At 45.6% G+C, this 22,096-nt stretch carries 18 protein-coding genes; all 18 read left to right on the top strand.

All coding sequences use genetic code 11. The features are described from left to right. Nucleotides 1-96 precede the first annotated feature (96 nt). The 18 genes from ACN0UY_RS05565 to ACN0UY_RS05480 all read left to right on the top strand — a co-directional run bounded on the left by ACN0UY_RS05565 (nt 97) and on the right by ACN0UY_RS05480 (nt 22,095). On the top strand, nt 97-375 hold the full coding sequence (locus ACN0UY_RS05565; protein ID WP_417665717.1) for a hypothetical protein: 279 nt from the start codon (nt 97-99) through the stop codon (nt 373-375). 137 nt (nt 376-512) lie between these two features. Next, the gene (locus tag ACN0UY_RS05560; RefSeq protein WP_417665716.1) at nt 513-1,226 is read left to right on the top strand and encodes a YjbF family lipoprotein; all 714 of its coding nucleotides are present in this window, start codon (nt 513-515) and stop codon (nt 1,224-1,226) included. Further along, complete coding sequence (locus ACN0UY_RS05555) at nt 1,223-4,279, top strand: YjbH domain-containing protein (RefSeq protein ID WP_417665715.1); 3,057 nt, start codon at nt 1,223-1,225, stop codon at nt 4,277-4,279. Before ACN0UY_RS05560 ends, ACN0UY_RS05555 begins: the two co-directional genes overlap by 4 nt. 15 nt (nt 4,280-4,294) lie before the next feature. Beyond that, complete coding sequence (locus tag ACN0UY_RS05550; RefSeq protein ID WP_417665714.1) at nt 4,295-5,461, top strand: nucleotide sugar dehydrogenase; 1,167 nt, start codon at nt 4,295-4,297, stop codon at nt 5,459-5,461. 36 nt (nt 5,462-5,497) lie between these two features. Further along, nucleotides 5,498-6,469, top strand: a complete 972-nt coding sequence (locus ACN0UY_RS05545) for a Wzz/FepE/Etk N-terminal domain-containing protein (protein WP_417665713.1) — start codon at nt 5,498-5,500, stop codon at nt 6,467-6,469. 14 nt (nt 6,470-6,483) lie between these two features. Continuing rightward, nucleotides 6,484-7,770, top strand: coding sequence for a hypothetical protein (locus ACN0UY_RS05540; protein WP_417665712.1), 1,287 nt, complete (start codon nt 6,484-6,486; stop codon nt 7,768-7,770). Nucleotides 7,771-7,774: 4 nt separating this feature from the next. After that, nucleotides 7,775-8,566: a glycosyltransferase family 2 protein gene (locus tag ACN0UY_RS05535; protein ID WP_417665711.1), complete on the top strand. Its 792-nt coding sequence runs from the start codon at nt 7,775-7,777 to the stop codon at nt 8,564-8,566. After that, complete coding sequence (locus tag ACN0UY_RS05530; RefSeq protein ID WP_417665710.1) at nt 8,559-9,650, top strand: glycosyltransferase; 1,092 nt, start codon at nt 8,559-8,561, stop codon at nt 9,648-9,650. Before ACN0UY_RS05535 ends, ACN0UY_RS05530 begins: the two co-directional genes overlap by 8 nt. 101 nt (nt 9,651-9,751) lie before the next feature. Continuing rightward, a complete protein-coding gene (gene wecA, locus ACN0UY_RS05525) occupies nt 9,752-10,801 on the top strand; it encodes a UDP-N-acetylglucosamine--undecaprenyl-phosphate N-acetylglucosaminephosphotransferase (RefSeq protein WP_417665709.1) in 1,050 nt (349 codons plus the stop codon). A 25-nt stretch (nt 10,802-10,826) separates the two neighbouring features. Beyond that, the gene (locus ACN0UY_RS05520) at nt 10,827-13,559 is read left to right on the top strand and encodes an SLBB domain-containing protein (protein WP_417665708.1); all 2,733 of its coding nucleotides are present in this window, start codon (nt 10,827-10,829) and stop codon (nt 13,557-13,559) included. Continuing rightward, nucleotides 13,544-15,073, top strand: a complete 1,530-nt coding sequence (gene pgi / locus ACN0UY_RS05515; protein WP_417665917.1) for a glucose-6-phosphate isomerase — start codon at nt 13,544-13,546, stop codon at nt 15,071-15,073. Before ACN0UY_RS05520 ends, pgi begins: the two co-directional genes overlap by 16 nt. Nucleotides 15,074-15,075: 2 nt before the next feature. After that, nucleotides 15,076-16,353: an oligosaccharide flippase family protein gene (locus tag ACN0UY_RS05510; RefSeq protein ID WP_417665707.1), complete on the top strand. Its 1,278-nt coding sequence runs from the start codon at nt 15,076-15,078 to the stop codon at nt 16,351-16,353. After that, entirely contained in the window at nt 16,320-16,862 is a 543-nt protein-coding gene (locus ACN0UY_RS05505; protein ID WP_417665706.1) for an acyltransferase, read from the top strand. The genes ACN0UY_RS05510 and ACN0UY_RS05505 overlap by 34 nt, the downstream gene beginning before the upstream one ends. 1 nt (nt 16,863) lies before the next feature. Then, nucleotides 16,864-18,057: a UDP-N-acetylglucosamine 4,6-dehydratase gene (locus ACN0UY_RS05500; protein WP_417665705.1), complete on the top strand. Its 1,194-nt coding sequence runs from the start codon at nt 16,864-16,866 to the stop codon at nt 18,055-18,057. A 12-nt stretch (nt 18,058-18,069) separates the two neighbouring features. Beyond that, nucleotides 18,070-19,206, top strand: coding sequence for a LegC family aminotransferase (locus tag ACN0UY_RS05495; RefSeq protein WP_417665704.1), 1,137 nt, complete (start codon nt 18,070-18,072; stop codon nt 19,204-19,206). Nucleotides 19,207-19,215: 9 nt separating this feature from the next. Continuing rightward, nucleotides 19,216-20,385 carry a UDP-N-acetylglucosamine 2-epimerase gene (gene neuC / locus ACN0UY_RS05490; RefSeq protein WP_417665703.1) on the top strand — a complete coding sequence of 390 codons (1,170 nt, stop codon included), beginning with the start codon at nt 19,216-19,218 and terminating at the stop codon, nt 20,383-20,385. Nucleotides 20,386-20,390: 5 nt separating this feature from the next. Continuing rightward, a complete protein-coding gene (neuB, locus tag ACN0UY_RS05485) occupies nt 20,391-21,464 on the top strand; it encodes an N-acetylneuraminate synthase (protein ID WP_417665702.1) in 1,074 nt (357 codons plus the stop codon). After that, nucleotides 21,457-22,095 (top strand): acetyltransferase, encoded by a 639-nt coding sequence (locus tag ACN0UY_RS05480; protein ID WP_417665701.1) that lies wholly within the window; start codon nt 21,457-21,459, stop codon nt 22,093-22,095. The genes neuB and ACN0UY_RS05480 overlap by 8 nt, the downstream gene beginning before the upstream one ends. Nucleotide 22,096: the final 1 nt, after the last annotated feature.

The raw sequence follows: 22,096 nt of genomic DNA, 5'->3' as shown, positions 1-22,096 counted from the left end.
ACCTTTACAGTCTTATAACAAGCTGTTAAATTTGACGATAATCACCCACATAGATGTGGGCTGATTGGCCAATCAATAGTAAGGAAGAGGTATATTATGAAAACATTAACAGCATTATTTGCTGCAGCAGTGATGGCGCTTGCGCCAGCCGCTATTGCACAAGACGCTGGTTCTGCTGGTGGTAGCAACGCATCTGGTTCAGGTGCAGCTTATACTACTGGTGCTATGGTAGCTGCTGGTGTAGCTGCTGCGGCAGTATTAGTTGTTGCAACTGACGACGACGACGACTTCGTAGAGCCAACGCCTCCAGGTCCGGGTCCAGGCCCAGGTCCAGGTACCGGCACTACAACTAGCACTACTACTGGCACTAACTAAGTTAGAGCTAGCTAGAGATGCCAAAGCCGCGGGAGCAATTCCGCGGCTTTTTTATTTTGAACAGGCAACAAATATGCTACTATTCGTGCTACACGAGCGGCATACAAAAATAACGAAAACTACAACGAAGCGGACGCATGACAACCCAGCGCAAGCCATTCCAAATGCTCAAACAAGCAGCCATCATCGCTTTACTCGTCACCACGGCGAGTGGGTGCAGTGTGCGTGTAAAAAACTATGTCGAAATTGCACAACGCGCGTTCGAAACGCCCGATGACGTAAGTCTAAGCGTACAGGAAATTAAAGATTACCCGTATGCCGCCCAATATATTCGTGTGGATAATCGTCCTCGTGCACTCATGGCGCTGGCCTTTGACGACGACAACGTACTCAAGTGGCGCACCGGCGGCGACGAAATCATTCACACCCAGCATGGTCGTTTTATTGGCAGCGTGAACATCAGTGGCGCTATCGCGCACACGGATAACCTAGATGCTGATCCGCTTGTTTGCCTGAAGCACAACTTAAACGAACCCAGCCAGTGCCCAACCACCTGGCAGCGCAAAGTGTGGATAACCAGCGCCACCGAAAAGAACTTAAAAGACACAGTGCTAACCTACAACAGCGAATTCGCCGTGCTTGGCACCGAGCGGTGGACCCACCCCGACACCACCGAACTCACCGTATACAGAATTGAAGAAACCAGCGAGCTGTTCACGAATACCTTCTATCTTGAGCAAAACACCGGGCGCACCGTTAAGTCACGCCAATTTGTGGCGCCAAGCACCGGTTATGTTGAAATTGAAGAAGTGAAACCCTACGCGAATGACTTGAAGGCAGTGAACGAATGAACCAACGCCGTTTTATCAAGGCCGCAAACAAGCTGAGCACGATCGCTATTGCTGCCGTGTTCGCAACCAGCGTCAACGCGCAAGAGCCAGCGCAGCAACAGCCAAGCCAGCAACAAAAAGTCGCCATTAAAATCGAAGGCCCTGCGCAAAAGCAGCAGCTTGAATTTTTGGGTACCCCGCGCCTGCACCAAGTATACGAGCAAGCACAAATCAGCCAAACCGAAATATTTTGGCCTGGTGTGCGCTTAGTGAGCGCGAGTAAGCAAAACCAAATCATGCAGCAGCAACGGGAACTGGCACAACACCTGCATCAGTTGCAAATTTACTTTCTTGATAACAACGATCACAATTACGCGCAGCTAGTCGGCCGTGTTGCCGCGCAAGTGGCCAGTTGGCCGCTTATTGGTGCCGAGCCTATAGGGCGTGGCCACGTTGAGGAAGGCCCGAAGAGCATTACCTTTGGCGTCGATATCAACAAAAAAAGCGCGTTAACCAGCAGCTACGACGAAGCGCGCTTATTTTTAAACGCCAACCCAGCGCTTACCGAAAACCGTTATCAATTGTTGTTGCCGAGCATCAAGCAGCATCAGTTTGAACACTTGCAAATTATAGGTGCCGTGTGGGTTCCGTTTGCAATGACCTACCATCCGGATTTCACCGCGCGTGAAACGGCCAAAGCCGAAAAGCTCAAACAACGCTTTGAAGCCATTACGCTGAAAGAAAAAGTGGTGCAAATCACAGCCGCCGGTGACGTGCAAACGTTGTATATTGATCCGCACAACGCATACCAGCAAGAATTTTCAGCGGGTGCCAAAGTTGTTGCTTTGTTTGATACCAGCAAGCTGCCAAGCAGCTACCAGAACATCAACGAGCAGATGATTGAGCTGGCGCGTTACTGGAACCCCATGCAGCCGCAAATCAGTCAGCAGGGGCACTTCACCACCGTTAGCCAATACGTAAAAGACAAGCAAGAGCCGCCCCTGTTGTGGCTGGGTGAATCGAATAAACGCCAACAGCCAAGCACCAACGACTTCGGCAGCTGGGGCTTGCTGCAAATGCCAAGTGGCCGTCATGCCGACGTGGGTGAATTCGCCTTCACCTATTATGACTCCGAAGAATATCGCCGTTGGGCCATTAACCTGCAAGTATTTCCGTGGTTAGAAGCCACGCTGCGCTATAACGACATTCGTACAAGGCTTTACAGCGGTTTCGAAAGCTTTTCGGGCGATCAAACCTATAAAGACCGTGGCGTAGATTTTAAATTCCGCCTGACTGAAGAATCGCGTTGGGTACCAGAAACCAGCGTAGGCATCCGCGATTTAGCCGGTACTGGCTTATTTGCCGGTGAATATGTCGCCGCCAGCAAGCGCTTTGGCAATTTCGACTTCACTGCCGGCATCGGTTGGGGCTATTTAGGTAAAAATGGCAACATCAACAACCCGTTTTGTGAACTCGCCGATGAGTTTTGCCGTCGTGGTGGTGGCTACTCAGGCGAAGGTGGTAGTTTTGAAGCCGATAAATGGTTTAAAGGCAACGCCGCGTGGTTCGGAGGTCTGGAATATCAAACACCGTGGGACCCACTGACCGTAAAAGTAGAATACGACAGCAACAACTACATTCGCGAACCTTCAACCGTACCCATGCCGCAAGACTCGCGTTGGAACTACGGGCTTGAGTATGATCTTGGCCGCAACATGAGCCTGAAGTTCAGCTACGAGCGTGGTAACACCTTCATGTTTGGTTTCACCATTCGCACCAACTTTGATCAGATGTATCAACCGAAGCTGGACACGCCACCGCGCCAAGCTCAGCCAACCAAGGTTGCCAGCATTGAAGAGCTAAAGCAGCAAGAGCAGATGAACCAGCTGCGTAGCGCAATAAGTCAAGAAGCCAGCACGTGGGTTAGTGAAATTGCTCTCAACGAAGAGCAGAAAACCTTAACCTTATACGGTGGTCAGGCCCGTTACCGTGATAGCGAAATTGCGCTTGAGCGCTTAGGCCGTGTGTTGGCATCGGAAACACCGGAAAGCATTGAAACCTACCAGTTCGTGACCGTGTCAGGTAACACCGAATTGGCACAGGACAACATTGATGCTGAAATTTTCAAAGATGCGATAGCGCGTCGCACCATTAACGCGACCACGCAGCAGGCCTATAGCCGCAGCGAAGTCACCGACGCCCCGGGCGAAACCTTATATGGCAGCGAATTTGAGTTTGCAAAACTGCCAACCGTAAGCGTGAAACCATACATTAATCAAAGCTTTGGTGGGCCCGAAGCATTTTACATGTACCAAGTGGGGCTAGATGTTCGCGCCCATTACGCCTTAAGCAAGAATACCTTTGCTTACACCACAGTTAGCGGACGTATTCTGGATAACTACGACAAATTTAACTACCTTGGCGGTCGTGAAGAAGGGCCGCTGCCACGTGTGCGTACCTATGTGCGCGAATACGTAACCAGCTCCGACATCTACTTGCGCAACCTGATTATTGGCCATCAAGAACAGCTGAGCAAAGACCTATTTGCCTTTGGGTACGTGGGCTACCAAGAAGAAATGTTTGGCGGCTTTGGTGGCGAGTTGTTGTACCGTGAGCTCGACAGCAGTTGGGCCGTTGGCGTCGACGTGAACTATGCCCGTCAACGCGACTGGGAAAACCATTTTGGCTTCCGTGACTATGACGTAATCACTGGCCATGTAACCGGTTATTGGCGTCCGAATTTTATGCCGAACACCTTGTTAACCGTGGCAGCGGGGCGATTTTTGGCCGGCGACCGTGGTGTGCAAGTGGCGTTTGAGCATAAGTTCAAAAGTGGGATTATCGCGGGTGCCTATGCGGCGAAAACCAATGTGTCGTCAGAAGAATACGGCGAAGGCAGCTTCACCAAAGGTTTCTACATCAGTATTCCGTTTGACCTCATTCAATTGCGTCACAGCGCTGGCCGGGGCAGTATTGGTTGGAGCCCGCTAACGCGTGATGGTGGCCAAATGCTCGGCCGCGAATTCAGCTTGTTCGGCGCAACGGATAAGCGCAGTCCGTACTATGTTGACTAAAGAGGGAATTTAAGCATGGCTAAAGTTGTAATAGCCGGAACCGGATATGTTGGGTTATCGAACGCGGTGTTGCTTGCGCAGCACCACGAAGTAACCGCTGTAGACATTCAGCAAAGTCGTGTGGATGCCGTAAACAGCAAAAGAAGCCCAATTGAAGATAAGGAAATCGCGGACTTTCTAGCCAACAAAAGCTTAAACCTCACGGCAACCACTGAGCCGCAAGCTTACGCAAGCGCGGAGTGGGTGATTATTGCCACGCCAACTGATTACGACGCCAAGAACAATTACTTTAATACCAGCTCGGTTGAAGCCGTCATTGAAACTGTATTGGCGCATAACCCGCAGGCCGTGATGGTGATTAAATCAACCATTCCAGTAGGTTACACCAACGAGCTAAAAGCTAAGTTCAAAACTGACAATATTATATTCTCGCCAGAATTCCTGCGTGAAGGTAAAGCGCTGTACGACAACCTGTACCCGTCGCGCATTATTGTCGGTGAACGCTCACCACGCGCTGAAACGTTCGCGCAAATGCTGCAGCAAGGCGCCATCAAAAAAGACGTTGATGTATTGTTTACAGATGCCACCGAAGCTGAGGCCATTAAACTGTTCGCCAATACCTTTTTGGCAATGCGCGTGGCGTACTTTAATGAGCTGGATACGTATTCCGCAGTGCACGGCTTAGACAGCCGTCAGGTTATTGAAGGCGTGTGCTTAGACCCACGAATAGGCAACCACTATAATAACCCCAGCTTTGGCTATGGCGGCTATTGCCTGCCCAAAGACACCAAACAGTTACTGGCGAATTACGACGAAGTACCGCAGAATATGATTCGTGCCGTAGTGGATGCCAATCGCACCCGCAAAGACTTTATTGCCGAAGACATACTGCGCCGCAATCCGAACGTGGTGGGTATATACCGCCTAGTAATGAAACAAGGTTCGGACAATTTCCGTGCATCGGCCGTGCAAGGCATTATGAAACGCTTGAAAGCTAAAGGCATTGAAGTGGTGGTGTACGAGCCGGTATTAAAAGAAGAAACATTTTATAACTCACGGGTAATTCGCGATTTGAATGAATTTAAGCAAATGAGCGATGTGATTGTGTCTAACCGTCATCAAGAAGTTTTGAATGACGTGGCGGATAAGGTGTATACCCGTGATTTGTTTGGTAACGACTAATTCCGGCGAAAAACTTACAAATAGAAGATAGCGACAATGGATAAAAACATAGAACAACAAATCCGTGCTGAAGTTTGGAAGCAGGATCTAAACAAGAATGCAGATGCCGACCTGTCAGAAGTTTTCACAGAGCTATGGCGGAAAAAATTGCTTATCGTCATATTTGGAATATTCTTTGGTGTGTTGGGTATTATTTATGCACTTTCACAGCCTAACATTTATAAAGCTAGCACCGTCGTAGCTCCGGCAGGAGAGCAGTCTAACCAGAACTTATCGGGTCTTAATGGCTTGGGCGGCTTAGCCTCACTTGCAGGATTTAATCTAACGTCGGCTAATGCTGTTGATAAAACTCAAATGGCTTTGCAGATAATTAAGTCTAGAAAATTTATTGCGGATTTTGTTGAAAGACATAACTTGAAACCTTTACTTTTTGCAACGAAAGAGTGGTTACCTGAATCGAACACCATTGTTTTCGACCAAGAGGTTTTCGACGAAAACAATAAAACATGGACTCGGTCCGTCAAATTTCCATATGTTTCAGAGCCGTCTGATCAAGAAGTTGTGGAAGTGTTTAGAAACGTTTTAGAGGTGGAACCAGCTGAAGTGCAGGGGTTTTATCAAATATCCTTTTTACATCAATCTCCATATATTGCAAAAGAGGTTGTAGAGAGCTTAGTTCACGATTTGAATGACTATATGAGAAAGTCAGAGCAGGCCGAAGCGAACAAAAGTATTCAATTTTTAAATTCAAAATTACTGCAAGTCAATGCAGCGGAAATTCGCACGGTTATGTACGAATTGATTGAGGAACAAACAAAAACTTTAATGTTCACAGAAGTTCGTGAAGAGTATATTTTTCAAACCGTTGATCCCGCTGTCGCTCCGGAACAGAGAGATTCGCCTGCACGGACATTTATTGTATTATTTAGTGGGGTGCTTGGTGGTACCATCGGATGCCTTGTCGTTTTGGTATTGATGGTTATTCGAAAAACGAAGCAACCTAAATAGATTTGCCTGTCATTATGGAAACGGCGCGCCCCTCGAAAATTAAAGTAGAAATTGCGTTAGGCTGGCTGACACTTGCCGCTTTTACCTTTCCGTTATTTAAAGAATATATTGGTCTCGCGTTGGAACAAGTATTTACAATTGTTTTATTTAGCGCCTGCTTATTTTTAATTGCTACGACGGAGTTACGAGTAAAACGAGCAGTTACTCTTACCTTAATTGTGATGTTTGTGTTTTTGGCGTTAACAGCTTTCTCATTAGTTGTTTCTGCAAGCTATGTCGTAACAAGAGATGTGATAGAAATTATTAAGCCAATCTACTTATGCTGCTTTTTTTTGGCGAGCTATCTATGTAAGTGGAACCATCCAGAATTTGAACGCTTTTTGACTGTACTAATAGCGTCATTCCTATTGATAGCTTTGTGGGGAGTGCTCGAATCGAACGTTGGAATTATCAACGATATTTCTAAAATTCTCTATAAGGACTCTAGAGGATCGTTAAATTTTAAAGCAGTCGGTCCCTTTATTGTTCCATATGTTTTCGGCTCTCTAATTATATTGCCCATATGGTATTTTCTACTTGCTACGCTCTATCACAAAAAGAAATTGCTCAATGTACTTGGGTTTGCAATTTGCTTTGCCGCTTTGTTATTTACACAAAGTCGAACAATCATTCTTTCATTCGTGGCCACACTAATTTATTTCGTTGTTTTAACGATAGTTTGTAAATGGTTGCCGAAGCGTAATTTAGTATTGTTTACCCTTTACTCCATCGTAATAATAGTGGCGGGGTTAACCGTTGTTTATTACCAAGAAATCAAAGAAATTTTCGGTTATACCGTTATGGGATTGGAAGTTGTCTATAACGCATTAACTAGTGGTGGTTTACAAGCCGTTATAGAGAGGCAGCCCTCAGTTGGTCTGCGCTACGAGCAATTGATGTTTGCTGTGCAGGCGCAGATGTTATTTCCAATAGTCGGTGTCGGCATTGGTAAGGCATTGTTCATGCCTGAGTCATTTTACGCGCTTTATCTCTATCGTTACGGCTTGCTCGGAATCCTAATCCACACAGGTTTAGTGGTTGCAGGATGGTATGCGTCAATAAGATTAGCAAGAGCGCTTAAACATGCACCGCACTCAAGGGAGTTTGCGTTTTTTCTTGCGATATCAGCATATATGGCATCGCTTCCTGTCAGCTATTTTTCGTCATCATTGAATGACTTTACACGCACCGGCTTCTTCTTTTACGTTTTATTGGGCTTGTTGTTTGTGCTCTATCGTCGAATTATTCTTGGGAAGTTGTAGTTAAATGAATAACCTTGCTAAGCCAGAAGTAACGATCATTACACCTTATTTCAAATCCGGCTCAACGATTTGTCACACGATTAATAGCGTGCTTGCCCAGACATTTCATAATTGGGAGATGCTAATCATCGATGATCATTCAAATGATGATATTGACAAGCGAATTGAGAAGCTTACAGCGTCAGACTCGCGTATCAAATTATTAAAAAATACCGAACAAAAAGGCGCTGCCGGCGCACGTAATACAGGAATCAACGAAGCAAAAGGGCAGTATGTAGCGTTTCTCGATAGCGACGATATTTGGATGCCGGAAAAATTAGCTAAGCAACTCGCGTATATGAAAGAGAAAAATGTAGATTTTAGTTTCGGAAATTATCTTAGTTTCCAGAATGTGAATCAAAATGACGAGCCTATTGTCATAGGTACGTTTGATGCGCCTTCGCAAGTGACTTTTGAAGACTTGTGTAAAACATGTTCGATTGGCTGCCTTACTGTAATGTTAGATAGACATAGAATACCGAATTTAAGGATGCCTTATATTTTTAAGGAAGATTACGGGTTTTGGTTAAGCCTTACTAAAACAGGAATTGTTGCTAAGAACTATGGTGGAAATCATGCGTACTATCGCGTGAATATAAGTTCTCTCTCATCGAACAAATTCAAAGAAATTATGCGGCAATATAAGGTGCTTCGTAGTGTTGCGGAACTATCGATTAGCCGAACGCTATTTTCTCTTGCGCACTATATATATTTCGGTTTAAAGAAACATAAAAGGTATCGGAGTAGTAATGATTAAGGTCTGCCATTTAACCTCAGTACATCATTACCAAGACAACAGAATTTTTTTTAAGGAATGTGCTTCATTGGCAAAAGCTGGGTACCAGGTGCATCTATGCGCATCTGTTTCTAATGATTTTAACCAACAAGAAATAAATGTGCATGCAATCGGTGGTTTTAGATCTCGTTGGTCAAGAGTTTTTCTCGGCCCTTGGAAGCTATTTAAAAAGGTTCTAGAACTGAAGCCTAAGGTCGTACATATTCACGACCCTGAGGTTACCGTGATTATACCAGCTCTCAAACTTCTCGGTTACAAGGTGATCTACGACATTCACGAAGACAACAAAGCATTCGTGTTAGAAAAAGACTATCTACCGAAATTAATTCGTTTTCCACTTTCTTGGGTGCTGAGTGTTTGGGAACAGTTTGTTGTGTACTTGGCTGAACCAATAATTGCTGAAAAGTATTATGAGGACAGGTTTCCAAAGGCGCTGAAAGTTTTAAACTATCCACTTGATAGAGAAAAAGATGAGTTGTCAAAACCTACTAGTAGGGTATCGGATGTACAATTTGATTCGTGCTTTGATTGGTTCATTTATACTGGCAACGTAACTATCGAACGCGGAGCATTGAATAATCTACAGGTTCTAATCGACAAACCAAATTCTGCCATTTGCTACGTTGGCAAGTGCGATAGAGTTACTTATGAAAAAATCAACACGTTCTTGACATGGAGAAACATTTATCCAACGCGATTTGTGCTTATTGGGTTAGAAGAATATATTCCCCAGAGTGATATTGAGTACATGTTGCGTAAACACAAATGGTTAGCGGGCCTTGCATTATTCCCGCATTCCCCTTTTGTGGATCGTAAAGAACTCACGAAATTCTTCGATTATGCGGCAGCTGGCATTCCGACATTATGCTCTGATTTTCCGCATTGGCGTGAACTCGCTGAAACGAGAAAGCTAGGTGTGGCGTATTCTGAGAGCTGGCAACAAGAGTTGAAAAATTACTATGAAGCAAAATATTCGATGAACGTTCCTAATTGGACGTCTGAAGAACAAAAACTTCTGAAATTGTATCAGCGCCTTACTCGGTAAATCTTGCATCGCAAGCGTAGAAAACTAGTGCTTAATGGTGTAACATTTGCGTCAAATTGAACTATTATAAATAGCGAACTTTTCCGGAGAGCATTCAAAGTATGTCCATAGTTCCAATTCTGATCGCATTAGGTGCAACCGCGCTGATGCTCCGGCTGATGCATCCAGTAGCCGTGTTGATCGACCTTTTGGACAAACCTTGCAACCGTAAGCGCCATACGGGCTCTGTTCCCTTAATCGGTGGTGTCGCGGTGTTTGCAGGCGTCACCATTGCCATGCTGTTCAATGCTGAGCTGCCGCTGCAACCGCGTTTGTTCTTGGTTAGCGCCGCGATGATGGTATTCATCGGCATGCTTGATGATAAGTTCAGCTTGAGTGTTTCCATCCGTCTAGCAGGTCAATTTATTGCTGCGAGTGTCATCATTTTTGGTGGCGACATGTATATCTCCAACCTCGATAACTTGTTTGGCTTTGGCGTGGTTGACATGGGCGCGTGGGGTATCGTGTTTACCTACCTTGCAGTTTTAGCAGCAATGAACGCTTACAACATGATTGATGGCATTGACGGTCTACTGGGTGCAATGGGCATGGTTGCTTTCTTCAGCATCAGTGTGCTTTCAGCGCTGACCGTCCAAAGTGACCTGTATTTATTCAGCATGCTGGTCGGATTTGCATTAATCCCATTTATGATTTGCAATCTGAGTGTGTCCAGTAAATACCGTAAAGTATTTATGGGCGATGCCGGTTCGATGTTTGTTGGTTTAGCAATTGTTTGGATGTTAACGCAAGGTACCCAACCACAGTTTTCTGCAGTCGATAATTTTAATCCGGTTACCTCATTATGGGTGGTTGCTATTCCAATTATGGACATGGTGACTATTATGACGCGCCGTATCAAAAACGGTCGCAATCCGATGATGCCAGACCGTGACCACATTCATCATTTTTATCTGCGGGCAGGTTTTGCGCCGCGCAAAACCTTACTCATACTAACCGGCCAGGCAATAGCCTTCGCGGCAGTTGGTATTGTATTGGATTATTTGAACACACCAGCGTGGGCATCTTTAGTCTTGTTCCTTGGTGCGTATACGTTGTATTGTCAGCAGTTCAAGTTTTTAAAGAAAAAAGCAGCAACGGTTAATAATTACTAGAATAAGTCGAAGCAAGGAGACGACAGTGCGTCGCTTTTATATCAATTTCTGGCTGGTAGCGGCATTGCTGCTTACCAGCCTCAGTGTTTTTAGCATAACCGCGCAAGCGCAAGTCGCAGGCGTAACGCCGCAGCAACTGGAACAGTTTAAACAACTGCCACGCGCTCAGCAGGAAATGCTCGCACGCCAATATGGCTTTGACTTGTCATTACTTGACTCGCAAGGCGGCTTGTCAGGCAACAAAACCAACGAAGACCCGCAAACTATTTTCCCACGCGGCACCACCTTTGATGAAAACGGTGATCCGGTTATTCCGCAAGACGTTGCAGCGCAATTTGAAGAAGACGAAGGTGTTCCACAACCGTTCGGCTACAAATTATTTGCCGGTGAACCCAGTACATTTGCCCAAGTAACAGGCGCGCCAGTACCGAGCAACTATGTGATTGGTGTTGGTGATAAGTTACAAATTCAATTGTACGGCAAAGAATCAAAATCTCATGAGCTTGTAGTTGACCGTCAAGGTCGTGTGACCATTCCCAATTTGGGGCCTATTCAAGTATCGGGCTTAACCTTCGACAAAATGCGTGACTTGGTGCAGCATGAAGTGTCACAGCGTTTAATCGGTATGCAAGCCGCCGTGAGCATGGGCGAACTGCGTTCAATCCAAATCTTTGTGATGGGTGAAGCGCATAAACCAGGTGCTTACACCGTCAGCTCGTTGACCACTATGACCCAAGCGCTGTTTGTGAGTGGTGGTGTTTCGGATATCGCATCACTGCGTAACGTGCAGTTAAAGCGTGATGGTGAAACCATTGCCACGCTTGATCTGTATGACTTTCTAATTCATGGCAACATGGCTGGCGATCGTGTGTTGCAGTCGGGCGATATGGTATTTATCCCGTCGCGGGGCGAAATGGTCACGGTGCAGGGCGAAGTGGTACGCCCTGCAATTTACGAATTAAAAGATGAAAAGAATCTCGCGCAGGTGCTTGAACTAGCCGGTGGTGTATTGCCAACGGCCTATAAAAAAGCAACCCGCATTGAACGTGTGCGCGATGGCCGTCGATTAGTCAGCACCGTTGATTTAGCCAACGCAAAATCGCTAACCGTGGCTGACGGTGACAACGTTGATGTGCCTGCGGTTTCAAACGAAATTGTCGACTCCGTGATGTTAGTTGGTGCCGTTGCTCGACCAGGCTACTACGAATTCAATGAAGGCATGCGCGTTAGCGATGTGCTGAGTGACATAAAAACCAGTTTACTGAGCTATGCTGACCTTGGTTATGGCTTAATTGTGCGTGAGCGCGATCAGCGCCGCAATGTTGAGCTGCATCAGTTTGACGTGGCCGCTGCAATTAACGGTGATGCAGAACACAACAAGCCGCTGCAATCACACGACCAATTAGTTATTTTCTCGCGTTATGAAGATAAAAGATTGCAGAACCTGCAATTGACCGACTGGATAGTTAGCGAAACTGAAAAAGAACGTCGTGAGCGCGCACAACTGTTAAAAGACTACCGCCAAAACTATTTGCGAGGTCTTGTTGCTGAGCAACAACGTGAGTTAACCGAAAGTGAAGATGAGTCGCAAGAATCCGAAGCGCAGCAAGAGTTGCAAGGTTTGTTCACGCAACGTAGCTTAGACGAAAACCTCGAGAAAATGAAAATTGAAGAATACGCCGAGTATTCACGCAATAACTTACTCGAACCAATTCTCACCCGCTTACGCCACCAGTTTACCGAAAGCGGTAACTTGCCGTTGGTTTATGTGGCCGGCGAAGTCAAGTATCCGGGCGTTTACCCGTTAGTTGAAAATGCTGATGCGTCAGATCTTGTCGCAGCAGCAGGCGGTTTAAAGGAATCTGCCCATTTGGCACGCGCGGAAATTACGCGCACCCAAGTCAAAAACGGTGAAACTGTTACTGACTACCTAAGCTTCAATTTATTCGATGCGTTAATGGGCAAAGACAGCGTGCCGGTAAAAGGTCGCGACAGCTTGAACGTGTTCGCAATTCCAGATTGGCAGAACACCTTAGAAGTGACGCTAGAAGGTGAAGTACGCTTCCCAGGCAAATACACCATTCGCCGTGGTGAAACGCTGACAGCACTCATTGAACGGGCAGGTGGCTTAACTCAGTACGCGTTTGCACGCGGTGCGGTGTTTACGCGTGATGAACTAAAAGAGCTTGAGCGTCAGCGCATGCAGTCGCTCGCACGTGAGTTACAGCACGAAGTTGCAACCAATAGTATTACTGGTAACAACCAGAGCAGCATGAGTTACAGCCAAACCCGTCAGTTGCTGCAAGACTTAATGGAAGTAGAGCCAGTTGGCCGTTTGGTGATTGATCTGCCGTACATTATGAGCGGCAGCTTAAACTCAGACATTCAATTAAAAGACGGTGACCGTCTTGTCATTCCTGCGCAGCGCAACACGATTAACGTAATTGGCGAAGTGCAGTTGGCAAGCTCATTCTTGTACGACGGTAGCTTGAACGTGGAAGACTACTTGCGTCGTGCCGGTGGTACCCGTAAGAAAGCCGACGAAGAACGCATTTTCGTGGTTAAAGCCAATGGTGCGGTTGAAATGGTTGAGCTAGGCGGCTGGTTTAGCATGGCTTCTAACAACCGGTTAGAGCCGGGTGATACCATTGTGGTGCCACTTGACACTGAATACACCAACAACATGGAACTCTGGCGTGATGCCACACAGATTCTGTATCAGATTGGTGTCGCTTTAGCCGCATTAACAGCTATTTAACCCGTGTAGCAAAACATGGACACGTTATGATTATAGAAAGTGACTTTCTAAACTTGGATACCACTTACCAGGGCGTCGATATCGACGCCCTGCGTGACTTTGCAGACAAACGTTTACCTGAAAACTTCGACAAGCTGCGTACGCAGCTGATGCGTGGCGAGTTTTATAACGCCACCGAAGACCGTCACGTTAGCCATTGTTTAAACCGCTCCATTCATAACGTGGTGACTGCGGGCAACGGCAAAAACCGGTTCTGCACCATTGTGCGCGAACTGCGCGCGGGTAAATGGTTAGGTGCTACCGGTAAACCAATTACTGACGTTGTGAATATCGGCGTGGGTGGCTCTGATCTTGGCCCAATGATGGGCAGCTTCGCACTGAAAGAGTTTGCTGACGACAATAGTTTGCACAACTTAAGTGTGCATTTTGTCAGTTCAATGGACGGTGGTCAGCTGTACGCCGTGTTACCTATTACCGACCCAGAAACCACGCTGTTTGTGATCGCGTCAAAAAGCTTTGGCACCATTGATACCTTGGCCAACGTTGACACCGTGCGCCGTTGGGTTGAACCAACTTTAACCCAAGAACAATGGCTAAGCCGCCATGTGATTGGCGTGTCGGCCAATAACCAAGCCATGACAGACTTTGGCATACCGCCAGCACAACAGCTCAGCTTTGCTGAATCCGTGGGCGGGCGATTCTCACTGTGGTCAGCCATTGGCTTGCCGATTGCTTTAACCATTGGTTCGAACCAATTCGGGCGGATGCTTGAAGGCGCGAAGGCCATGGATGATCACTTTGCCAAGGCACCATTAGAGAAAAATATCCCACTGCAAATGGCACTGCTTGGTGTGTACAACCGCGAAGTACGTGAAATTAATAATCTAACCGTGCTGCCGTATGACGGCCGTTTGCGTTACTTACCCAACTACCTGCAACAGCTGGACATGGAAAGTAACGGCAAGCAGTGCGACTTTGAAGGCAATGCCATTGATTACCCAACTGGCCCAATCATTTGGGGTGGTTTTGGCCCGAACGGGCAACATGCGTTCTTCCAGCATTTGCACCAAGGCTATGACAAATTTTGTGCAGACTTTATTGCCGTACTAAAACGTGCAGCCCCCGATTTTGAACCACCAGTTCAGGAAGGTCTAGCTGAGCAACAACGCCTAGCCGTAGCCAACTGCTTAGCGCACCGCCGCTTAATGTGGTTTGGAGCCGAAAACGGTGAAGCACGTAATCATTACATTGGTAACCACCCTTCAAACTTGCTGTTTGTTGATGAACTGACACCACAAAGCTTTGGCGCATTGATAGCAGCTTATGAGCATAAGGTGTTTACTCAAGGGGTTATTTGGAACTTGAATAGTTTTGACCAGCCTGGGGTTGAGAAGGGTAAGAAGCTATCAATTGAGATACTTGATGTTCTTGATGCTAAAGCTGCGACAGAATTTGACGCATCGACTGATGCAGTGGTCAGCCGGTTAAAAATCTCCCCTGAAAGTAAGACCTAAAAATGAGCAGCTTAGGCAATCTTGCTAAAGGTGCCGGAGTTTATATAATTTCCAGCATTATCAATGCAGCAGTGCCATTTCTGCTGCTTCCAGTTTTAACCCGCTATTTATCGCCAGCAGAATACGGCGAAGTCGCTTTGTTTAATGTTTGGGTATCTCTTGCTGGAGCGTTGTGTGGACTAAGCGTGCATGCTGCGGCAAATCGCAAGTATTTTGACTACAAAGACAAACAAAATGAAATGGGTGAATTCATTGTCGCTTGCTTAACCATTCTAGCGATAAGCTCCGCGATATTATTTGTCGTCACCTTGATATTCGCGAACCCATTAAGCGAGCTATTGAACTTCCCCGTCAAATGGTTGCTGTTAGGTATTCCATTTGCAGCTGCAAACTTCGTGATTCAAATTCGCTTGGGGCAATGGCAAGTGCGAGAAAAACCTATCGTATTTGGTATCTTCCAAGTAAGCCAAAGCTTGTTAAATGTTGGCTTGTCGCTGTTGCTGGTGATCATTTTTACTCTCGGTGTAACGGGACGAATAGCGGGTTATAGTGCGGCAGTATTTTCGTTTTCATTAATCGCACTATTGTTTCTATATCGTGATCGATTGCTGACATTTACATGGCGGCCGGATTTAATAAAAGAAGCGTTAAGGTTTGGTGTTCCGTTAGTTCCCCATATCATTGGCGCATTTTTGCTTCTCTCTATAGACCGAGCCGTAATTAGCGCGCTTTTAGGCACCGATGCTGCTGGTATTTATATGGTAGCCTTACAAGTGGGTCTTGTGGCATCGCTATTACTGGATGCAATCAATAAAGCATTTTCACCATGGCTGTTCAAAAACTTAACGGACTCGAGTGCCGAAAGAAAAGTAAGTGTCGTTAAAGTAACCTACGGACTCTATGCGCTGTTGGTTGTTGGGGCTGGGCTGGGCTTCTTAATTGGCGATGATATTTTACTTCTGTTAGTGGGTCCAGATTTTACAGCCGCTGCGGACGTTGTCGGTTGGGTAATATTAGGACAAGCGCTGCGAGGCGCTTATCTATTCGTGACAAACTATATTTTTTACACGAAACGCACAGGCGTTATTGCCGTAATTACTATTACATCGGGCATTATTAATACAATATTATTGTTTGTAATGTTGGAGCTGCACGGCGTTGTTGGTGCGGCCTATGCTTTATGTATCAGTATGACCATTCAATGGCTGGCAACATGGATTATTGCACAACGTTTGGTTAGAATGCCATGGGCCTTTTATTTAAAGAAAAATATACCTTAATGCTACATAAAATTGCGAAATTACATCGAAAAATAAAACGTTACTTCTTCACTAAACTCGCGTTAAGAAAAGTGGGGAAGGTCGCAGGACCTGTATACGTAAATGGCCGAACAAGATTAACGCCAACAACCGAGTTAGGCTCAAATGTGCATTTTAATGGGCTAATTGCGAGTGGTGGTGGAAAACTAAAAATTGGTGATAACTTTCACTCGGGCGAAGAATGCATGATCATCACTCAGATTCACAACTACGATAAGGGCAACGCAATTCCCTACGATTCTACATATATCCATAAAGATGTAATTATTGAAGCCAACGTTTGGCTGGGTAGCCGTGTCATTATCTTGGGTGGTGTAACTATTGGCGAAGGCGCTATTATTCAAGCTGGAAGTTGCGTCGTTAAAGACGTGCCTAAATATGCGATTGCAGGCGGCCATCCCGCGCGTGTGTTCAGTCAGCGCAATATTGAACACTATGAATTATTAAAATCTCAAGGGAAATTTCACTAATATGACTACGGATATATTAGAGCTCATTGGACGCACCGAAGCGTTATTTGATGACGATATTATTAATCACGAGGATGAATTAAAGCGTCGGGTTCAACAATCAAGTTTTTTAGTGATTGGCGGAGCTGGTTCTATTGGGCAAGCAGTCACAAAAGAGATTTTTAAACGTAATCCGAGCAAACTACATGTCGTCGATATTAGTGAAAATAACTTGGTCGAACTGGTGCGGGATATACGCAGCTCTTTCGGTTACATCGACGGTGACTTTAGAACTTTTGCCCTAGATATAGGTTCGTTAGAGTATGATGCATTTATAAAAGATGACGGCAAATATGACTATGTGCTGAACTTATCGGCCCTGAAACATGTTCGTAGTGAAAAAGACCCTTTCACACTAATGCGAATGATAGACGTCAACATATTCAACACCGATAAAACCCTCGCACAGTCGATCGTGAACAAGACTAAGAAATACTTTTGTGTATCCACTGACAAGGCTGCGAACCCAGTGAACATGATGGGTGCCTCGAAACGGATCATGGAAATGTTTTTAATGCGCCGTAGTGAGCAAATCGACATTTCGACAGCACGATTTGCTAACGTTGCGTTTTCAGACGGCTCCCTATTGCACGGGTTTAACCAACGCATTCAAAAGCAACAGCCGATCGTTGCGCCAAACGATATCAAGCGTTACTTCGTTACACCGCAAGAATCCGGTGAACTTTGCTTGATGTCATGCATTTTTGGCGAAAATAGAGACATTTTTTTCCCAAAACTCAGCGAAGCGTTACATTTGATTACGTTTTCTGAAATCGCTGAAAAGTATTTACGTAAAATGGGTTATGAACCCTATTTATGCAGTTCTGAAGACGAAGCACGCGAGCTCACAAAAACGCTTCCGAAAAAGGGAATGTGGCCGTGCTTGTTTACATCTAGCGATACCACCGGTGAAAAAGATTTCGAAGAATTCTTTACCGAAAACGAAGTGTTAGATATGGAAAGGTTCCAAAACCTCGGTGTTATCAAGAATGAACCGAATTACAATATCAGTCTATTGACTACCTTCGAAAACGAAATAGGTACCATGAAAAGTAAGTTGGCATGGCGTAAAGAAGATATTGTTGCACTGTTTCATAAAATGATTCCCGCTTTTGGACATAAAGAAACCGGCAAATACCTCGACAGTAAAATGTAATTTGAGAACCTTATGTCACATGAATTAAGCGAGTTTATTCGTTCAATATATAACACTAACGAGTTTATACCTTTGCATGCGCCAACGTTCGGTGAGCAAGAGCGTGCAAATGTACTCGATACCATAGAAAGCACATTTGTTTCAAGTGTTGGTAAGTATGTTGATGACTTTGAAGCCCAGATCAAAAACTTTACCGGCGCGACTCGAGCTATTGCTACGGTAAATGGTACGGCCGCATTGCATACAGCAATGTATATGGCGGGCGTAAAGCGCGATGATTATGTTATTACTCAGGCGTTAACTTTCGTCGCAACCTGCAATGCAATTTATCATATGGGTGCCGAACCAATCTTTGTTGATGTTGCTCGAGAAACGTTGGGGCTTTGTCCAAAGGCGCTTGAGGAATTTTTAGAAGCCTCAGCAAAAGTAGATGGTGAGCGCTGCGTAGATAAAGCAACAGGACGCGTTATTCGGGCGGTTGTGCCCATGCACACGTTTGGTCATCCAGTGCACCTTGACGAACTGAATCAGCTTTGTAATAAGTGGCACCTAACATTAATTGAAGACGCTGCGGAAAGTTTAGGTTCATACTACAAAGGCAAACATACTGGCACCGTAGGTAAATATGCCGCACTTAGTTTCAATGGCAACAAGATTATCACTACTGGTGGCGGTGGCATGGTTCTGTGTTCCAGCGAAGAAGATGGGCAGCGAACTAAACATATTACGACCACAGCGAAAGTGCCTCACCCGTATGAATTTTTCCATGATGAAGCAGGTTTCAATTATCGGCTACCGAACTTGAACGCTGCACTTGGCTGCGCTCAAATGCAGCAATTACCACTGTTTTTGAAACAAAAGAGAGTGTTGGCTGACAAGTACCAAGAATACTTTAAAAACTCAACGTACGAGTTTGTTAAAGAACCGAATCATGGGAAGTCGAATTTCTGGCTAAACGCGATACTTTGTGAAGATCACGATGCCCGCAATGCATTGCTAGAAGAACAAAATAAGGCAGGAATAATGTGCCGCCCAATTTGGCAATTGATGCACCGTTTGCCTATGTTTAAGTCTTGTATTCGCGACAATCTCGCAGTTTCCGAAGATATTGAAGCGCGCCTTGTAAATCTTCCGAGCTCGCCAATTTAGGGTAACCTGATGAAAAGAATCAAAGTCGCAGTTTTTACCGGAACGCGTGCCGAATACGGTCTATTGTACTGGCTGCTAAAAGACATAAGTAGCGCCGAGGACATGCAGTTGCAGCTATTGGTTTCAGGAACTCATCTATCGCCAGAGTTTGGATATACGGTGCAGCAAATTGAGGCGGATGGTTTTGACATCGCGGAAAAAGTCGAGATGTTGCTATCTTCAGACTCAGCCGTGGGTACAGTAAAAAGTTTAGGGCTTGGGATTATTGGCTACGCAGACGCGCTTGAGCGTCAACAGCCTGATTTGGTTGTTGTGCTAGGTGACCGATTCGAAGCCTTAGGTGTTGCACAAGCAGCCATGCTGATGGGTATTCCAATCTTGCATCTTCATGGCGGAGAAATAACGGAAGGCGCTTATGATGACGCAATACGCCATGCAATAACTAAGCTGAGCTTTTTGCATGCCGTATCAACAGAAAAATATCGCCAACGAGTGATTCAACTTGGTGAAGCGCCAGAACGAGTCAAGAATGTCGGCGCGATTGGGCTCGATCATTTGCAACGCTCCATTTTAATGTCTCGTGATGAGTTAAGTGAATCGTTAAATTTTGACTTGAACAGTGATTTTGCTCTCGTAACTTACCATCCTGTAACCTTGGCTGATGAACCAGCTGAGGAAACATTTAAAAATATAATTGAAGCATTAGACACAAATCAACAGCTAAAAGTTATTATTACCTACCCGAATGCTGACACTGGTGGGCGAAAAATCATCCCTCTAATTGAACAATATGCAGCGAACCATCCGAAGCGCGTGATTGTGGTTCCATCATTGGGTCAACGACGCTATTTAACTGCAGTCAAATATGCCACGGTAGTTATCGGTAATTCATCGAGTGGAATTATCGAGGTGCCGTCTTTCAATGTACCAACGGTGAACATTGGTGTCAGACAACAAGGTCGTTTAGCTGCCAAGAGCGTAGTTCATTGTGAGCCAACCGCCGAAGCCATAAAATCTGCTTTAACTACGGCTCTGCAACGGAAAAAATCTGGCGCGCTAAAGTCGGTCGATAACCCTTATGGCAAGGGCGACGCATGCGAGAAAATTATAAGTATGATCAGGTACTCCAATTTGTCAGTTATGAAGAAATTTCACGATATAAGCCGACGGGAAGGGTAATTGTCATGACTCTAATTATTGCGGAAGCAGGTGTAAACCATAATGGCAGTGCCGACTTAGCTCGCGATTTAGTTCGTGCTGCCCACAATGCTGGCGCTGACATCGTTAAGTTCCAAACATTCAAAGCTAAGAACTTAGTCACTGACAAGGCAACTCAAGCAAGTTATCAAAAAAAGAATACGGGCAAAGAAGAATCACAGTTAGCTATGTTACAACGCTTGGAGTTAAGTCATGACTTACATTTTGAGCTGGTTGAGTATTGTAATGAGTTGGGTATTGAGTTTCTCTCAACAGCATTTGATGATGAAAGCCTCGATTTTTTGGTAAATAGGCTTCATCTGAAACGGTTAAAAATACCTTCTGGTGAAATCACTAATGCGCCGTTGGTTTTGAAACATGCACAAACCGGTTGTGATTTAATTGTCTCAACGGGCATGGCTACTATGGCCGAAATTGAAGCCGTGCTTGGTGTTATTGCTTTTGGTTATCTGAATTCGAAGGAAAGTAATCCAACGCGGGCTGATTTCGAGGCAGCTTACGCATCTGATGCGGGTCAACACATTCTGCGTGAGAAAGTTAGCGTATTGCACTGTACTACCGAGTACCCAGCACCAATGGAAGAAATTAATTTAAATGCCATGGACACTATCTCGAGCACGTTCAAGCTTGAAGTGGGCTACTCTGATCACAGTCATGGCATTACTATCCCAATAGCCGCAGTTGCCAAGGGAGCCAAAATTATTGAAAAGCATTTTACTCTTGACCGCAATCTTGAAGGGCCTGACCATAAAGCTTCGCTCGAGCCTTCGGAGCTGATGGCGATGATCAGTGCTATACGCGATGTCGAAATAGCCCTGGGTGATGGCGTGAAGCGACCAACTGTTTCAGAAGTGCATAACAAAGCGATAGCACGTAAAAGCCTCGTTGCCGCGAAGCCGATTGCGAAAGGCCAACAAATTGCAGCCGAAGATATTGCCGTTAAACGCCCTGGCAGTGGCCGGTCGCCTTTTGATTATTGGCAAGTTATCGGAAAATCGAGTACCCAAGATTACTTGGTGGGGGATTTGATTGTTGAATAAACCTTTCGTTGTTCTGGGTGGCGGTGGTCACGCACGCGTGTTGGCTGACATTCTGCTTGCACAAGGTGCTTCTATTGAATGCTTAGTTGCACCTGAACTGCAAAACGCAGAAGAATTTAGAGGCATCGCACACCACCGTGACGATGATGACATTTTATCTTTTGCACCAGATAGCATAATGCTGGTAAACGGCGTTGGTTTGCTTCCCAACGCTGGTGACTTGCGCACCAAGCTATACGTTCGCTTTAAACACGCGGGTTATAGTTTCGCGCAGATAACAGCGAATAGTGCCGTGGTTTCGCGATATGCTGAATTGGCAGAGGGGGTACAAGTATTTCCGGGAGCGATATTAAACGGCTGCGTAGTTGGTGAGAATAGTATTATTAACACAGGTGCTATCATCGAGCATGATGTGCGTATCGGAAGCAACTGCCATGTTGCACCTGGCGCAGTCATCTGCGGTGATGCATGCATTGGCAAAAACGTTCATATTGGAGCCGGTGCAACGGTTATCCAGGGTGTTAAGATAGCTGACAGCGCTATAATTGGAGCTGGCTCGGTTGTGACCAAAGACATTCCAGCAGGTGCAGTTCATTATCCAGCAAAATCATTTCTGAAAAAGGGAAGTTAAA

Origin of the sequence: Pseudidiomarina sp., assembly GCF_048268165.1 — a bacterium.
Classification (GTDB): domain Bacteria; phylum Pseudomonadota; class Gammaproteobacteria; order Enterobacterales; family Alteromonadaceae; genus Pseudidiomarina.
Note: the sequence above shows the minus strand (reverse complement) of the source record. Positions and strands in the feature narration are given on the sequence as shown.

Excerpts from the sequence above, each read along its gene's own strand:
- ACN0UY_RS05550 (WP_417665714.1), top strand. The coding sequence starts at position 4,295 with ATGGCTAAAGTTGTAATAGCCGGAACCGGATATGTTGGGTTATCGAAC.
- neuB (WP_417665702.1), top strand. The coding sequence starts at position 20,391 with ATGACTCTAATTATTGCGGAAGCAGGTGTAAACCATAATGGCAGTGCC.
- ACN0UY_RS05555 (WP_417665715.1), top strand. The coding sequence starts at position 1,223 with ATGAACCAACGCCGTTTTATCAAGGCCGCAAACAAGCTGAGCACGATC.
- wecA (WP_417665709.1), top strand. The coding sequence starts at position 9,752 with ATGTCCATAGTTCCAATTCTGATCGCATTAGGTGCAACCGCGCTGATG.
- ACN0UY_RS05505 (WP_417665706.1), top strand. The coding sequence starts at position 16,320 with ATGGGCCTTTTATTTAAAGAAAAATATACCTTAATGCTACATAAAATT.
- ACN0UY_RS05500 (WP_417665705.1), top strand. The coding sequence starts at position 16,864 with ATGACTACGGATATATTAGAGCTCATTGGACGCACCGAAGCGTTATTT.
- neuC (WP_417665703.1), top strand. The coding sequence starts at position 19,216 with ATGAAAAGAATCAAAGTCGCAGTTTTTACCGGAACGCGTGCCGAATAC.
- ACN0UY_RS05530 (WP_417665710.1), top strand. The coding sequence starts at position 8,559 with ATGATTAAGGTCTGCCATTTAACCTCAGTACATCATTACCAAGACAAC.
- ACN0UY_RS05495 (WP_417665704.1), top strand. The coding sequence starts at position 18,070 with ATGTCACATGAATTAAGCGAGTTTATTCGTTCAATATATAACACTAAC.
- ACN0UY_RS05535 (WP_417665711.1), top strand. The coding sequence starts at position 7,775 with ATGAATAACCTTGCTAAGCCAGAAGTAACGATCATTACACCTTATTTC.
- ACN0UY_RS05545 (WP_417665713.1), top strand. The coding sequence starts at position 5,498 with ATGGATAAAAACATAGAACAACAAATCCGTGCTGAAGTTTGGAAGCAG.
- ACN0UY_RS05565 (WP_417665717.1), top strand. The coding sequence starts at position 97 with ATGAAAACATTAACAGCATTATTTGCTGCAGCAGTGATGGCGCTTGCG.
- ACN0UY_RS05560 (WP_417665716.1), top strand. The coding sequence starts at position 513 with ATGACAACCCAGCGCAAGCCATTCCAAATGCTCAAACAAGCAGCCATC.
- ACN0UY_RS05540 (WP_417665712.1), top strand. The coding sequence starts at position 6,484 with ATGGAAACGGCGCGCCCCTCGAAAATTAAAGTAGAAATTGCGTTAGGC.
- ACN0UY_RS05510 (WP_417665707.1), top strand. The coding sequence starts at position 15,076 with ATGAGCAGCTTAGGCAATCTTGCTAAAGGTGCCGGAGTTTATATAATT.